Origin of the sequence: Bacillus sp. FJAT-26390 (genome assembly GCF_001682865.1) — a bacterium.
GTDB lineage: Bacteria > Bacillota > Bacilli > Paenibacillales > Paenibacillaceae > Pristimantibacillus.
The window spans coordinates 875915-891587 of record NZ_MAQX01000022.1; the positions used below are offsets into that span (position 1 = coordinate 875915).

Sequence of the window (15673 nt, forward strand, 5' to 3'; positions counted from 1 at the left end):
CATGGAACTAAGGCAAATAAAAGCGTTATGGGGAATGGAAGGCATGTATGAAGAGCAATTATCCCGCGCAGCAGCGGCAGGATACTTCGGCATTGAAGCTCCGCTGCCTTCCTTATCCGATGAACAATCCTTTAAAGAAGCGCTTGGGCGGCATAACCTAGCTTTTATTGCGCAGGTCTGCACGCAGGGCGACCATCTTGCCAGCTTCGAGGAGCAGATGGTCCGCGCCGCAAGCTTTAAGCCGCTCTTTATTGTGTCGCAAAGCGCAAGAGACAGCATGACGGAAGCGGAGCAGGATCGTTTCTATGAGAGTGCTTTAGCAGTTGAGAAAAAAATCAATATCGCGGTTGGGCACGAAACGCATCGAAGCCGCGCGATGTTTACGCCTTGGACAACGGCTAGATTGCTGAAGCAATTTCCGGATCTGCGCCTTACGGCTGACTTCAGCCACTGGGTAAACGTATGCGAATCGCATCTCGATAATCATGAGGAAGAGCTTGCGCTTGCGATCGATAGAACGATCCATGTACACGGCCGAGTAGGGTTTCCGCAGGGCCCGCAGGTTCCGCATCCGGCTGCTCCGGAGTATAAGGCTGAGCTTGTTCTCTTTACGAAGTGGTGGCAGCAAATATTTGATAACCAAGCGATGAAAGGCAAAGCATTCGCTACCTTTACAGCTGAATTTGGACCTCCAGGCTACATGCCGACAGTGCCATTCACCAATAAGCCGGTCGCTGATTTATGGGAAGTGAATCAATGGATGTCCGATTATATTTCCGCCAACTATGCAGAGTGGTTTAACGAATAATCAATAATCAAGGGGGGAGCAAGGCTGGAACATTACAAAACGCCGGAGCGGCTGCTTAGCAAAAACTTTTTAACCTTGTCCTCCCCCTTCCGTATTTACAAGCATGTGCTCGATCACAAAATTCAGACGCATTGGCATGAATTTTTTGAAATGGCTTTTGTCGTGTCAGGGAAAGGAACGCATGTGCTTAACGGCGAGCCATTTCCTTTGGAGAGAGGAATGGCTTTTCTGCTGACAACCGCCGATTTCCATGAGATCATACCGGATGAAGGCGAAACGATCCATTTATATGATTTTATATTTGAGGATTCGTTCATTCGGCCAGCGTTATCCGAAATGCTTTTTGAGCATGCCTCGCATTATGCGCATACTTTCGAAGGCGCTTTGGCTAACGGCATCGAAGCGGAGTTCGATCGCATATGGGAGGAAACGCAGCTTTGGCAGCTAGGCAGCGACATGGTCGTTCAAGGCAGCTTTGAGCGGATATTGATTGAGCTGTTCAGGCAAATCGGACGACAGAAGCTTGCAGCAGAGTCGGTTGCCATAACCGCAGTCCATCCCTCGATCCGAAAATCGGTCATCTATATCCAGCATCACTTCCGTGAACCGATTACGCTGCATAAAGTTGCAGAGCATGTGGGACTGTCCGCAAATTATTTTAGCGAATGCTTCCGCAAGCAGACAGGAACTTCCTTTCAAGAGCATTTGCAGGAGAAAAGGCTGCAGTTCGCGAGAGCGCTGCTTTGCAGCACGCCGCTGCCAATTACGGAAATCTGTTATGCCTCAGGCTTTAATACGATACCTAATTTCGAGCGATCGTTCAAAAGAAAGTTTGATCTCGCGCCCCGCGATTACCGAAAAATCAATAAAGGAACCCATAATTAAACCTTCCATCCACTTTTAAGTGTGTGGAAGGTTTTTTTGCGCATGCTAAGTTTTTAGACTCTTATTCATGGGACTTGTTTCTAAACTGTAAACTTTCGTTACGTTAGTTGTTAGTCAAATCGAGGCTGTGATACCATCAAGTTTGAATGGAGATGAACAGATGGAGCTAACGAAAATATTAATTATAGAAGACGAAGCGGCTATTGCGGATTTGCTGGCATACGGCTTGCAGAAAGAAGGCTTTCAAACGGCAGTTGCACATAACGGCAAAGACGGATTAAGGGAGATTGAGGAATTCAAACCGGATCTGCTGCTGCTCGACTGGATGCTCCCAGATCAAAGCGGCCTTGATATATGCAAAAAAATTATGGGGAAATATATGCTTCCGATCATTATGATTACAGCCAAATCGGATATATCAGACAAGGTGATCGGGATGGAGCTTGGTGCCGATGACTACATTACGAAACCATTCGATATGCGCGAAGTGATCGTCCGTATCCGTACGCTGCTGCGCAGAATTAATCCGGTATCGGCTGCAGCCGAGGAGCCGGTGCCTGCTTTGATCAAAATTAAAGCGATCGAAATTAATGTCATCGAAAGAATCGTCAAAAAAGACAACGAACCGGTCGAGCTGACGCCAAAAGAGTTTGACCTGCTAATGACTTTGACCAGCTCAAGAGGAAGAGTGTTTACCCGTTCGAACCTGCTGGATATCGTGTGGGGCTACAATTATTTTGGAGATACAAGAACCGTTGATATCCATATTCAGCGTTTGCGCAAAAAGCTAGATGCCAATGACATGATTACTACCGTATTTCGTGTTGGCTACAAATTCGAGAAAAATGTGGAATAAGCTATGATACAGTCAATCAAGGTTAAGTTTCTAATCGGGTTATTGGTCATTTTTGTCGCTTCGCTGCTGCTGCTGCACCATTTTGTGCTGCAAATTATCGAATCCAGCAACGAAACGACGATCACGCAGGATTTGAACAGCATAAAGAAAAATAGCAATGTTTATGTCAGACAGACGTTTATGATCAATCATTACAGCCATGATGAAATTTATTTTGAGCAAATGTCGAAGGAATTAGTAGCCGATTTGAATAAAATTACGTCCAGCAGCGTTGCCGTATATTCGGTTGACGGCGAGTTGCTTGCCGCATCGGACAAGGGTGCCTTCAAGAACCCTCCCGGAGACGACTTCAAGCACGCTTTAAAAGGAGAAACAGCCTACACCATCACCCATCAAGATAAAATATCGTCCATATACTTTGCGTATCCCGTAGTAATCGACGGCGATAAAATAGGCATTTTGCGATTCGCCAAGGATGCTTCCTTGCTCTACGGGCATAGCCAGCAAATTTTAAATGTCATTATGTATGTGACGATTGCGATTTTTGCGCTGGGCTTGCTGCTCTGCTTCGCGTTGTTTTGGAATATTACGCTTCCGATCGTCAAGATGACAAAGGTATCCACGGAAGTAATAGGCGGCAATCTAAATGTGCATATCGCATTGAACCGAAAGGACGAGCTAGGCAAGCTAGCCCACAATTTCAACCAAATGATCGAGAAAATTCGTTTGCAGATCGGCAAAATCGAAAAAGACAGGGATCAGCTTAAAGAGCTGAACAGGCATCGCAAGCAATTTTACGACAATGTCACCCATGAACTGAAAACGCCTCTGACCTCCATTATGGGTTATGCGCAGATGATCAAGGAGAACGGCCAGAGCGATGAGGTTTTTTTCGAAAAAGGCATCGACCATATTGCGGATGAAAGCGCGCGTCTTCACGAGATGGTGCTGCAATTATTAGAGCTGTCCAAGGAGACGGATTTTAAATCCGCTTTCGAAAGCATGGAGGCCGGAGCTATTTTGGAGAGCGTTTGCGAGGGTATGGCGTTTAAAGCCCAAAAATATAAAAAGAGTATTTTATGCGAGGTGGAAGGCCATCTCATGATTGAAGGGAGCGCAACGAAGCTAAGGCAGCTATTTATCAACCTTGTTGATAATGCCATTAAATATAGCGACACGTCCTCTGAAATTATCGTGAACGCGGCTCAGACATCGGAATTCGTACAGATTTCCGTTTTCAATCAGGGAGAGGTTATCCCGCCTGAACATTTGGAACGCATTTTTGAGCCTTTTTTTAGAGAGCACGGCTATCTTGTGAAGGAAATCGGCAGCCGAGGACTAGGACTAAGCATATGCAAAGCAATTGTAGAAGAACATCAGGGAACTATTCAAATCCGAAGCGAGAACGGGGAAACAAGCGTGCTCGTACAAATTCCTCGAATCGAAACCAAGCAGGTGAATGTATGATTACAAAATCTTTCTTTGTACTGCTGACCGTCGTTTTGTTGTCGGGCTGTTCATCGCTCGAATTCAAATCAAAAACGATTGTCATCCCGGAGACCGAGGCTGTACCGGAATTGGCGCACTCGAACGGCGAATTTGAAGTAAACAAAATATATCGCATGTTTGAGGACGAAGAGAGGTCGATGCAAATTTTTGGGTGGACAGATGACGAGCATCTTATTGGCAAGATCATGTCCATTGATATGGGTCAAACGATGAGAAAAATCGATTATCGGAAGCAAACCAGCGAAACGGTAACGAGCTTGAACATAAATGCCGAACCCAGCCAGCTATCTCCGGACAGACGGTATATAAGTCTTTACGCTTGGGATGAACACGAAGGCAAAACAACGAAGCTGTATGACCTGAAGAACGATGATACGACAACAATCGTTGATAATAATTTTCCATCGTCAGGCATGATCATGTGGTCTAACAACAGCCGTTATGTTGCTTTTTTTCTATGGGATGATCAGTGGCGAGAGGAGAAGCTGCACATTTACGATGTAACCACCAAGAAACTTAAGCAAGTGGAAATGCCATTGAGCGAGGAGAAGAGCTGGGTGAGGTATGCGAAAATGTCCGACGATGGGCAAACCGTTCTGATCGTCTACAATCAGTCGGTGCTGTTCGGTAAACTAGATGGCAACCAATTGGTAAAAATTTATGAGCATAAGCTTAGCAATGATGGGGCGGTAGATTACTTAAACAATGATCAAATTATGTTTGTCAGCGAAAATAATTTGTTGTTTGTGTTTGACCGCCGCAATAAGGCGACCTCGATTTTAAGCGAGCAAATCGGCGCTTTTCGTTTAACGGCGGATCGCAAGTATATTGCCTATTCCAAAGACGCTCAAAATACCTACGTTGCCAAGCTGCAAGGAAACAACCTTCTAAATGAACAGGAGGTCTTTAAAGGGATGAATCCGGCGCAGCTGGAGTGGAATCCGTCCGGCAAGAAGCTTTATGTGAATGGCTGGAAGTCATTTGATGCTCAAAGGAAAAGCAAAACGAGCGTGTTAAATGCGATGCAATACATCATTGAATTTAAATAATGTTATTTCTCAAAACTGCCCTTGCAGCCATTCGCTGTAAGGGCAGTTTTTTTGTTGCCGTTAAACGACGGGATTCGGCAAGTTTAGATACAAATTGTTTACAAGTCTGACATACGCTCGAAATGACGCTCAAGTATAACTAGAAGTAGCTGATAGACATTATATTTTTAGGAGGACAACATGCATTCGTACACGAAGAAACGAAAAGTTCGTCTCGCAAGATTTATCGTTATTTTATTCATACTATTGTTGATCGCCGTAACGATGATCGGCATTGCCGCTAACCGATTAGAGCAATCACAAGCATTGTCAGCAATTCCAACAGAAAAACCGTCGAATCAGCTTGTGGAGGTCGATCAATTAAAAAAGAAATATAAGGTAGTCATCGACGCGGGACACGGCGGCAAAGATCCGGGGGCTGAAGGGGTTAGCGGACAAAGGGAAAAGCTGTTTACGATGTCCTTATCCGCAAAGGTTTATGATCTGCTTAAGCTAGACGAAAGGTTTGAGCCTTATATGACTCGAAGTGACGACACGTTTATCGACTTGGACGAGCGTCCTGAAATAGCGAATCAGATGAATGCAGATGCATTTGTATCCATACATGCCAATACCTATACCGATCCATCCGTTGGCGGAACCGAAACCTTTTACCGCCATGACGACAGCATTCAGTTAGCCCAAGTTGTGCATGACAGTGTAGTAAAGGAATTGGGCTTTGATGACCGTGGCATCAAAAATGGGCAGCTGAAGGTTCTATCACTCAGCAAGGTGCCGGCGATTTTGCTTGAAGTTGGTTATTTGACGAACCCCGCACAAGAGGCTGCTCTCCTCAGTGAGGATGGACAAGATCGTACTGCGAGGGCCATTGTAGACGGATTGAAGCAATATTTTATGAACAAGCCGCAAGAAGCCATTATCCATTCCTAAACTTTGAATCTAGATAATCGACAAAGAGCGTCTCGAAAGGTCTGGAATGACCTTTGGGATCGCTCTTTTTTTATTGCAGATTGGCGCAAAGCCGTGTCGGTTCACGATACCCGGCAAATGGCAACCCTTTCACCATATGCCGAAAATAGAGCTGCAGCGTAGTTCTATTTCACCCAAACGAGCTGGAAATTCGTAAAGGGGCTGTCGGCACGGGCACGGTAATCGGCCATTGGCTCCCTTATTTCTGTTCGCGGATGTGCGTTAATTCTGCATTTAACTCAAACAGCCTTTTTTTGGTCAAATCATAAATCCAGTAAATCGAGACAAGCGCCACTAACGCGCCTAATGCGGGAACTACCGTAATAATGCTCTTGATTCCCGAAGCTACTTCTGCCGATTGTGAAGGCAAGCTGGAGTTATAGCCGACCGCAACCAAAGCAAACCCGCCTATCCCGCCTGCCGCAGCTTGCCCGATCTTCCTCACGAGCGAATAGACCGAGTACACCGTTCCTTCTTCACGATTGCCGGTAATTCTTTCTTGATTATCAATGCAATCGGACACGAGCGCCCAAACTAGAATATTCAAGAAAGCCATGCCGAAGCCGGAAATACAGTTTAATGCCATGTAGACATAAGGGCTAGTAATCGGAAGAAGGTACATGAGCACGTTAACGATAAAAGCGATGACCAAGCCGATAACGGCCGTTTCTTTTTTTCCATAACGCTTGGCAAGCGGAGAAATAATCGGCATTGCCACAAAGCTCGAAGCAAGTCCGATTAATCCGGACAATGCGATCAGCTGCGGAGCGTGGAAATAATCTTTAAACAAATACGGCGTAAGGGCATTAACCGTCATAAAAGAAGCTAAAAAGCCGAAGGAAGCGATCATAAGCCCAAGCAGCGCTCTATTTTTGAAGAAGCCTTTTAAGGAAGCGGCTAGATTTATTTTTCTCTGAGCGTTCCTTGCTGCCTGCACACGTTCAACGGTTAATTTGTAGGAAGAGAAGTAGAACAAATTGGCAAGCACCGCGCATATCGCAGCAATGGTTAGAAAGCCTTGGGCGGATGGCGATTTGCCCGACCCGAAAATAATGATAGGCGCTACGACCATAATGAAAACGTTTGCCAAAATAGCGCCGAGTGTTCGGAACGTAGACAAGGAGGTTCTCTCTACAGGGTCGGAGGTCATGACAGAAGCCAACGAGCCATAAGGAATGTTGATCGTTGAGTAAGCCAAACCCCAAATTATATAGGCGATGCTGGCTACGATCACCTTCCAGCTCTCATTCACGGGGAAATGCGTAAAGGTCAGCACTCCGAAAGCGGTTACAGGAATGGCGCTGAATAATAAATAAGGCCTAAATTTCCCTCTTGGCCCTACAGGCCTTGAATCGATAAACGCTCCCCAAACAACGTCGAAAATCGCATCCACCACTCGCGCCACCAGCAAGATCATGCCTGCTGCCGCAGCGGAAATCCCGTAAATATCCGTATAAAATAACATCAAATATCCGCCGATTAACGCAAAAAACATATCGTTTGCAATATCGCCGAACATATAGCCGATTTTATCCCTGCTGCCGAACTTTCTTTGTTTTATCTTTGAAGGAATAATGATTTCATTTGCGAGCTCTGCGTGTTGAAGCATATTTGTCCACCCCTATTACCGAATGATTCATGAAGGCCGGGAGACTAATAATCACTCCCGGCTGTAACGATAGCTGCATGCCAAAGCGTTTTACTTTTTATACCCGAAGTCTGGAATGGCAAGCCATCTCTTGCGCAGCTCGTGCGCCGCGTATTTAGGCTTTCGGTCCCTCGTGAAAATGCCCTTCTTATTGCCTTGCACGCGGATGAATCCTTGGCTCGTATTAAAATCAGCAAAGTTCCATACCTGTTCGCCAATGAAATGTTCAAACTCATCAAAAACCTCATGGTTAGCCTTTAAGTATTCGACTTGAAACTCCTCCGTAAACATGACAGGATCAACATCATGCAGGCCAGCTACCGTATCCGCGCCATATTCGGTCATCATAATCGGCTTACCGGGACAGCGCTCATACCAGCCATTAAATTCATTGCGCAGATTGAACTTCGCTATTTCCCAGTCGCCGCTATCCACGTACCAGCCATAGTAGCGATTGAGAGCAAGCACATCAACCAGCTCTGCTACTTTGCATGTGTCAGGCGTTGACATGAGATGTGTAACGATCGTTACAGGCCGATGCTGCGGATCATACGATTTGGCAAGCTCCACAAGCGGTTTGAAATATTCGTAGGCGCCTTCTTCTTCGGAAGCGGGCTCGTTGGCAATGGACCACATGACCACGCAGGCGTGGTTTTTATCGCGGTCGATCAGCTCGCGGATAATCTGCCCATGATACTCACCGGTCGTTAGCTCTTGCCATGTATTTCTTTTCTCGCCGCCTCCGAACATCGTGGCCATAAAGTTCAAATGAAGGCCGACAGCAGGCGTTTCGTCGATAACGACTAAACCCTCTTTGTCCGCTAATCGCATCAATTCCTCGGAGTAAGGGTAATGAGCCGTCCGGAAGGAGTTCGCTCCGATCCATTTCATCAACCGGAAATCAGTCACGTTGACCGCTTCATCAAAACCTCTGCCATGGATCGGCGAATCCTCATGCTTGCCGAAGCCTTTGAAATAAAAGGGCTTGTTGTTGATGAGGAATTGACCGTTCTTTACTTGTATCTCCCTGACGCCAAAGGGCTGTTCATACACGTCGATGATATTGCCATCCTTGATTAAAGTAATTTGAAGGCTGTACAAATACGCGTCCATCGGCTCCCAAAGCTGCGCCTCCTTGATGCTGACAACGCTTTGCGCCCCGGCCGCTTCTGCGATGACGGTTTGTTCCTGATCCAAGATGCGGGCATGCACCTCAGCGTCGCCAACGACAGCTGCTTCGTATTGTACAGTGGCGGATGCTCCTTGCAGCGTTGTAACGATGGTGACATCCTTGAGATAGGTTTGAGGTGTTGTGTAGATCTTCACTGGCCTATGAATACCGGCATAATTGAAGAAGTCGAAGTTAGGCTTGTTTCGGATGACCTTGCCAAGACCAGCAACTTCCTTCTCGCTATAATCGCCAATAGGAAGCGTCGTTTCGTCCAAAATATTGTTGACGGCCACCGTCAATCGGTTTTTGCCTTTTATCAAGAATGGATTGATTTCGGCTTCGAATGGCGTAAATCCGCCTTTATGCGTGACCGCTAGCTTACCGTTCACATAAACCTGCGCCGTATGCGTAGCAGAGCCAAACCGCAGCACGATACGCTGCGACAAGAGAAGGCTTGGAATCGTAAATTCTCGCTCGTACCAGACATAACCGACATGATTGCGAATGTCAGCAGTTACGCCTACATCATTGTAAGAAGCAGGCACCGCCATGTGCATCGTATCGGCAAGCTTCGTTTCGTTCCATTTGCGCTCAAAGCCTTCACCCTTATCCAGCTTGAAATTCCAAATGCCGTTCAATTCAATAATGCCACGTGAATCCGTTATGATCGGATATAACAAATGAAGTCCCCCTTGTCGTGTATATCACTTTGAAAATGCTTACAAAATGAGTATAATCAGATTCAAAGGACGAGAGAAGGATGGAATAAGCATATTCAGGACTGTATTAACGTTATGGAGGAATGGTGAACAATGGTGCAGCATGTACTACTGACATCGGCAAGCCAAACGATTTATCATTTGATCGATACGAATACGACCATTTTAGCGAAGGATGGGACTGTGCGGTTAGCGCATGAACGTGATTTGATTCCGGATTTTTTATTTGCGATGCAGCTTAAAGATTTCTTATTGCTAAGCAGGCAAACAAAGCAGGAGGGCAGCCGAAGCTGTTTGTATACCAATGAGATGGGACTGTCTTATTTATCAAAAATGATCGCGATCGAAGGGGATGAGGCGAGTATTTGGGTATTGGGGCCTTTTCTCATGCAAATGCCGGATCTGAATAAAATCGATTCAATCTTCCATACAGAGCCATATAAGCGAAATATCATGCAGGATTTTATGCGCGGCTTAAAACTGTTCAGCAGCTCCAGAATTCAGAGCGCCGTCAACTTGCTGGAACACGCGGGCATGGTCCGTCAGGCTCCCTATGACTGCGTTGACTTGCAAGACGAGGTTTCGGACCGGTTAGAGGGGAAGGAACTGCTGCATATTTTGCAGCAGCCGGATGAGCATGATTCGAAATTAATGGAGGTCAAATACGAGCTGGAGAAGGAAATTATGCAAGCGGTCGAAAATGGCGATAAACAAAAATTAAAAGAAACGATGTCACAGAGCAAAAATTGGTTCGATTTTTCTTCCAGATTTCCGAATCAGCCGATCAGGGCGATGAAAAACATGCTCATCGTATTTAATACGATTTTACGAATGGCAGCGGAGAGAGGGAAGGTTCATCCGTTTTTCCTTCATCACATCTCCGAGAAATTTTCAAAGCAAATCGAGCGTACGGAGAGCATTAATTCGCTTAATACTCTTCGTGAGGTGATGCAGGATGAATATTGCGATTTAGTGAAAAACAAGGCCGTTTCAGGGTATTCGCAAGTCGTGCAGAAAACGGCGCAACAGATTCGGATCTACTTCAGCAAACCGCTGAATCTGAAACGGCTGGCAGAGCATTGCCTTGTGCATCCTGCGCATTTGTCGAGGCAATTCAAAAAGGAAACTGGAATGACGCTTACTGATTTTCAAAACCGGATGCGGATAGACGAGGCTAAGCTCCTTCTCAAAGAGGGCAGCGCCTCGATCGACCGGATTGCCGGGTATGTCGGCTTTGAAGATGCCGGTTATTTTGCACGAATATTCAAAAGGCTGGAAGGCATGACGCCGACCGTTTACCGAAATACGATGTGATCGCTAGTAATAACGAAAAGAAATTAATTCATCTTGGATGTAGAAGAGCGAACGACAAGCTCGGGCTCTAGGTAAACGGTTTTGAGCGATTCCGGTTGATCTATAAGTTCAAGAATGGTTGCGGCGATCACCGAGGTTATCGTAGCGATGGCAACGCCAACTACGGTCATCGGGACGCCGAGGTCCTCCATCTGCGGCAGGTTGTCATAGCTGACGACGGATAAATCCTGCGGAACGGAAAGCCCGTGCTCGCCGATTGCCCGAAGGATGCCGCGGGTCAAATCGACGCCGCCGCTGATTACAGCCGTTGGGCGCGGCGATCTCTCCAGCATGGTTCGCGCGGCCATGTAGCCGTCGTGAAATTCTAGTCCGTTCATCAAAAGCACGGCATCGTGCGCGGCGGGGAGACCTAGAGCGTCCATCTCTTCCCGGAAAGCTTCGATCTTGACCGTCTGCAAAGGATCATGCGACTGCGGTTCCCCGATATAAGCGATATTAGTGTGGCCGAGTCCCGCCAAATGGCGAACGGCTAGGCGAACGGCTTGGCCCCGGTTAACGTCAACCGCTGAATAGGGCGTGTATCCGGCTGCGCCATAGGTGAGAATGGGGATTTGCAGCGGATTAAGCTGGTTGAAGCTGGAAAAGCTATCTTGGTCTCCGAAGACAAGGATGGCGTCGACTTGATATCTGCGGAAGATTTCGACGGCCGATTCTAAATTGCTGATCGATAGCAAGGTGACATAGCCCTGCATCTCGAGCTGCTCATTAATTTTGGTAATCAGGGAGGAAAGCGCGGCGCGTTCGATCGACGGCCATACGACGCCAATTGCCCCGCTTTTTCTGGAGACGAGGCTCCGTGCGGCAATGTTGGGCTGATAGCCCATTTCTTTGGCGATGGCAAGAATATGCTGCTTTGTTTTGTGCTGGACGAGCGGGCTGTCTCTTAGCGCCTTCGAGACAGTGGAGAAGCTGACGCCAGCGCGGTCTGCAATATCTTTAATGGTTACCATGGATTCCCTCCGGAAGGCACATATACCTGACTCTTTTATGTCGTTCACTTTATCACAGAACACCTATTTTGCAAATGAAAGCGGTATGTTTTTCGTATAGACAGCTAAGAAAGATTCGGCTATGATGAAAATAACAACGTTGTTAATTTGGAGTGGGAGTGATTCGCTGATGTTTAATTTACAGGATACCGTATCAGTCGTGATCGGCGGAAATGGCGTGCTGGGAAGCGCCATGGCAGGTGCGCTTGCCGAAGCGGGATCAAAGGTGGCTGTCGTTGGCCGGGATATGGAGAAGGCCGCATTGGTTTGCAAGCAAATCGAGCAAAGCGGCGGTACAGCAACATCCTTCCAAGCCGATGCGACTAAAAAGGATGAGCTGGAATCCGTGCTGGGCCAAGTATTGGAATGGGGAGGACGCGTGGATACGCTGGTGAATGCCTCCGGCACGAACAGCTCGACACCGTTTTTTGAACTCGAAATGGATGAATGGGACCGGATTATGGACGTTAACCTCAAGAGCGTCGTGCTGGCAAGCCAAGTTTTTGGGAAAAGAATGGTTGAACAGGGTACCGGCGGCTCCATTATTAATATTTCATCGGTATCATCCGCCCCTGCGCTATCCCGGGTGTTTACTTACTCGGCTTCAAAAGCGGGAGTCAACAGCGTAACGCAGTTTCTGGCCCGTGAACTTGCTCCGCATAACATAAGGGTTAATGCTATTATTCCAGGTTTCTTCCCTGCGGAGCAAAACAAAAAGATTTTATCGCCGGACCGAATTGAATCGATTATGCGGCATACGCCGATGGACCGGTTCGGCTCGCCGGAGGAGCTTAAGGGATCGGTTGTATACTTGGCCTCTCCGCAAGCATCGTCGTTTGTAACGGGCGCTTTTCTGCGGGTAGACGGCGGATTTGGAGCGATGACCATATGAGCGATATTTTATCACAGCTAGTTCAGGACATACCGATTCCAAAGCTTGTGAAGATTCGCCAATCATTTGACGACACGACTCTAGAGGATCCGATTGGACATCTAAGCGAGCGGCTGCGAACATCCGATTCGATGATCGGGATTATAACCGGAAGCAAGGTTGCGGTCGCCGTTGGCAGCCGGGGCATTTCCCGCATCGATGAGCTGACCAAGACAGTGATCGACGAGCTGAAGAGAATCGGCGCTGAGCCGTTCATTGTGCCGTGCATGGGAAGCCATGGGGGAGCGACAGCAGAAGGACAGACGGAGGTGCTTGCACACCTTGGCATAGACGAGCAGCGGATGGGTTGTCCTGTGCGTTCGTCGATGGAAGTTGTCCTGCTGGAACATTTGCCGAACGGCTTGCCGGTATATTGTGACAAAATCGCGGCGACGGAGGCGGATGCAATCGTCGTCATTAACCGCATTAAGCCGCATACCGCTTTTCGCGGGACGATTGAAAGCGGCATGTTTAAGATGATCTCCATCGGTCTTGGCAAGCAAAAGGGAGCGGAAGCCTGCCATCAGCTTGGCTTTAAATATATGGCTGAGAACGTGCCCGCAATGGCGAAGGTGATGATCGAGAAGCTTCCGATTAAATTCGGAGTGGCGGTTGTGGAGAACGCCTATGACCAGATCTGCCGGATCGAGGTTCTGGGCACCGATATTATGGAGGAAAGGGAGAAGGAGCTGCTCGTGGAAGCGAAAAGCCGGCTTCCCCAAATTCTTTTTACCGAGCTCGACGTGCTTGTGATCGATTACATCGGCAAGAACATTAGCGGAGACGGAGCCGATCCGAACATTACAGGCAGATACCCTACGCCGTACGCGCATGGCGGTCCTGAGGTCAATAAGATGGTCGTTCTTGACCTTACGCCAGAGTCGCAAGGAAATGCCAATGGAGTAGGCACGGCCGATTTCACGACGAGCCGGCTGGTTAGCAAGACGGATTGGCCGAGCACTTATGCCAATGGGCTGACCTCAACGGTCTGCGCGCCTACCAAACAAGCGACGACGCTTGCGAATGACCGGGATGCCATTAAAGCGGGCATCAAAACCTGCAACATTTTGGACTATACAACCTGCAAGCTGGTTCGCATCCGAGATACGCTTCACCTTGGGACGATTGAAATATCGGTAGCGCTGCTTGAGGAGGCAAAACGCAATCCGCGCATTGAAATTTTGGAAGGACCATACGACTGGACGTTTGACGAGGAAGGATATTTGCCAAAATGAATGCGGATAACCCAATTGTCATCGCCATTGATATCGGAACGACAAGCACGAAGACGCTGGCTGTCGACCTTGCAGGAAACATTCAAGGCAGCGAATCGATTGAATATCCGCTGCACACGCCAAGTCCGGGTTATGCTGAGCAGGACCCGGATGTCATCTACGAGGCTGTGCTGGACGGTGTAGCCAGCGTCATGAAGAAAGGCGGATATTCGGCTGAGCAAGTGGTATGCGTTACCTTTAGTTCAGCGAATCACAGCTTGATTCTTCTGGATGAAGGCGGACTCCCGCTTACTCCAAGCCTTACATGGGCAGATTTGCGCGCCGCTGCCCAAGCCGAGCGGCTGCTCGCCGACGGCACCGGCTTGCCGGTATACTTGCGGACGGGAACGCCGATCCACCCGATGTCGCCGCTCGTCAAGCTGATTTGGATGAGGGAAGAGCGACCGGGTTTGTTTTACGCTGCACATCAGTTCGTTGGCATAAAGGAATATATATTGAATAGGCTATTCGGGGTTGTCATTATGGATCATTCTATCGCAAGCGCAACCGGCCTATTTAACTTGGAAGCGTTGACATGGGATAGCGAAGCGCTGCTTCTGGCTGGTATCCGCGAGGAACAGCTGCCAACATTAGTTCCAACGACGGAACGGATCGATGGATTGAGGCGGGAAGCGGCCGCGCGAATGGGGCTTAATGAGCGTACGGCATTCATTGTCGGCGCACAAGACGGCGTGCTTGCCAATCTCGGAATCGGGGCTGTGGACGAAGGCGTGCTCGCAGTTACGATTGGCACAAGCGGCGCGGTGCGAACAGCGGTTAGCAGGCCTGCTTTCGATCCTGCAGGGCGGCTGTTTTGTTACGCGCTGACGGAGGAGCATTGGATTGTAGGCGGGCCTTCCAATAATGGCGCTATCGTTGCGAGGTGGATTACGGATCGCCTTTACCCAGGCAAGAGTGTTGAAGAGGTGCTTCCCCTTGCAGCAGCTGTGCCTGCGGGAGCTAACGGATTGCTCTTTCTGCCGCTCTTATCGGGTGAGAGGGCTCCCTTCTGGGACGCGCAGGCGAAAGGCGTCATGTTCGGTTTGACCCTCTCGCATAACGAGACAGATATGCTCCGTGCTGCAATGGAAGGCGTTATTTTCCAAATGACAGCGATTGTTTCTTTAATGAAGCAAGCCGGAGAAGCGCCAAAGGAAGTGCGGGCTTCAGGCGGATTTGCGCGTTCAACTATATGGTGCCAAATGATGGCGGATATGCTGGGCGTATCCGTAAGAGTGCCGGTATCGGTTGAAAGCTCGGGACTTGGAGCCGCTCAGCTTGGACTCTACGCGATGGAAGGCTGCCAAGGTCCGCTGCTCAGGTGGAAGGTCGAAGATGGAAGCGTCTATGAACCGAATGCAACGAACCATGAACAATATCAACGTTTACTTCCGCTATATTTAAGCTTATACGATCGATTGAAAGAACCGATGAGGGACATATCGAAGATTCAGCATACGTCTGTTGGATGAGTTGAGCAGTAGGAGGGAG

13 protein-coding genes are annotated in these 15673 nt (G+C 48.2%); 10 read left to right on the forward strand and 3 right to left on the reverse strand.

From position 1 onward, the window contains the following. Nucleotide 1 precedes the first annotated feature (1 nt). From A7975_RS20560 to A7975_RS20585, 6 genes are all read left to right on the forward strand, one after another. Complete coding sequence (locus A7975_RS20560) at nucleotides 2–808, forward strand: sugar phosphate isomerase/epimerase family protein (RefSeq protein WP_065386325.1); 807 nt, start codon at nucleotides 2–4, stop codon at nucleotides 806–808. Between the two features lie 75 nt (nucleotides 809–883). Further along, a complete protein-coding gene (locus tag A7975_RS20565) occupies nucleotides 884–1693 on the forward strand; it encodes an AraC family transcriptional regulator (RefSeq protein WP_082198325.1) in 810 nt (269 codons plus the stop codon). Nucleotides 1694–1853: 160 nt separating this feature from the next. Next, entirely contained in the window at nucleotides 1854–2549 is a 696-nt protein-coding gene (locus A7975_RS20570; RefSeq protein WP_065386327.1) for a response regulator transcription factor, read from the forward strand. A 3-nt stretch (nucleotides 2550–2552) separates the two neighbouring features. After that, entirely contained in the window at nucleotides 2553–4016 is a 1464-nt protein-coding gene (locus A7975_RS20575) for a sensor histidine kinase (RefSeq protein WP_065386328.1), read from the forward strand. Further along, nucleotides 4013–5107 carry a TolB-like translocation protein gene (locus A7975_RS20580; protein ID WP_065386329.1) on the forward strand — a complete coding sequence of 365 codons (1095 nt, stop codon included), beginning with the start codon at nucleotides 4013–4015 and terminating at the stop codon, nucleotides 5105–5107. Before A7975_RS20575 ends, A7975_RS20580 begins: the two co-directional genes overlap by 4 nt. 180 nt (nucleotides 5108–5287) lie before the next feature. Then, entirely contained in the window at nucleotides 5288–6037 is a 750-nt protein-coding gene (locus tag A7975_RS20585) for an N-acetylmuramoyl-L-alanine amidase family protein (protein WP_065386330.1), read from the forward strand. A gap of 238 nt (nucleotides 6038–6275) precedes the next feature. Here A7975_RS20585 and A7975_RS20590 read toward each other — a convergent pair whose 3' ends face one another. After that, nucleotides 6276–7685, reverse strand: coding sequence for an MFS transporter (locus A7975_RS20590; RefSeq protein WP_065386331.1), 1410 nt, complete (start codon nucleotides 7683–7685; stop codon nucleotides 6276–6278). A gap of 90 nt (nucleotides 7686–7775) precedes the next feature. Beyond that, nucleotides 7776–9575 (reverse strand): beta-glucuronidase, encoded by a 1800-nt coding sequence (gene uidA, locus A7975_RS20595; protein ID WP_065386332.1) that lies wholly within the window; start codon nucleotides 9573–9575, stop codon nucleotides 7776–7778. A 132-nt stretch (nucleotides 9576–9707) separates the two neighbouring features. On the opposite strand from uidA, the gene A7975_RS20600 reads away from it, so the two are divergent. After that, nucleotides 9708–10928 carry a helix-turn-helix domain-containing protein gene (locus A7975_RS20600; RefSeq protein WP_065386333.1) on the forward strand — a complete coding sequence of 407 codons (1221 nt, stop codon included), beginning with the start codon at nucleotides 9708–9710 and terminating at the stop codon, nucleotides 10926–10928. A gap of 23 nt (nucleotides 10929–10951) precedes the next feature. On the opposite strand, the gene A7975_RS20605 is transcribed toward A7975_RS20600, so the two are convergent. Continuing rightward, the gene (locus A7975_RS20605) at nucleotides 10952–11938 is read right to left on the reverse strand and encodes a LacI family DNA-binding transcriptional regulator (RefSeq protein ID WP_065386334.1); all 987 of its coding nucleotides are present in this window, start codon (nucleotides 11936–11938) and stop codon (nucleotides 10952–10954) included. Nucleotides 11939–12107: 169 nt separating this feature from the next. On the opposite strand from A7975_RS20605, the gene A7975_RS20610 reads away from it, so the two are divergent. From A7975_RS20610 to A7975_RS20620, 3 genes are read left to right on the forward strand one after another with little or no spacing between them, the layout of a single operon-like run. After that, nucleotides 12108–12869 carry an SDR family oxidoreductase gene (locus A7975_RS20610; RefSeq protein WP_053375114.1) on the forward strand — a complete coding sequence of 254 codons (762 nt, stop codon included), beginning with the start codon at nucleotides 12108–12110 and terminating at the stop codon, nucleotides 12867–12869. Continuing rightward, the gene (locus A7975_RS20615; protein WP_065386335.1) at nucleotides 12866–14143 is read left to right on the forward strand and encodes a nickel pincer cofactor-dependent isomerase, group 22; all 1278 of its coding nucleotides are present in this window, start codon (nucleotides 12866–12868) and stop codon (nucleotides 14141–14143) included. Before A7975_RS20610 ends, A7975_RS20615 begins: the two co-directional genes overlap by 4 nt. Further along, nucleotides 14140–15654, forward strand: coding sequence for a gluconokinase (locus A7975_RS20620; RefSeq protein WP_065386336.1), 1515 nt, complete (start codon nucleotides 14140–14142; stop codon nucleotides 15652–15654). The genes A7975_RS20615 and A7975_RS20620 overlap by 4 nt, the downstream gene beginning before the upstream one ends. Nucleotides 15655–15673: the final 19 nt, after the last annotated feature.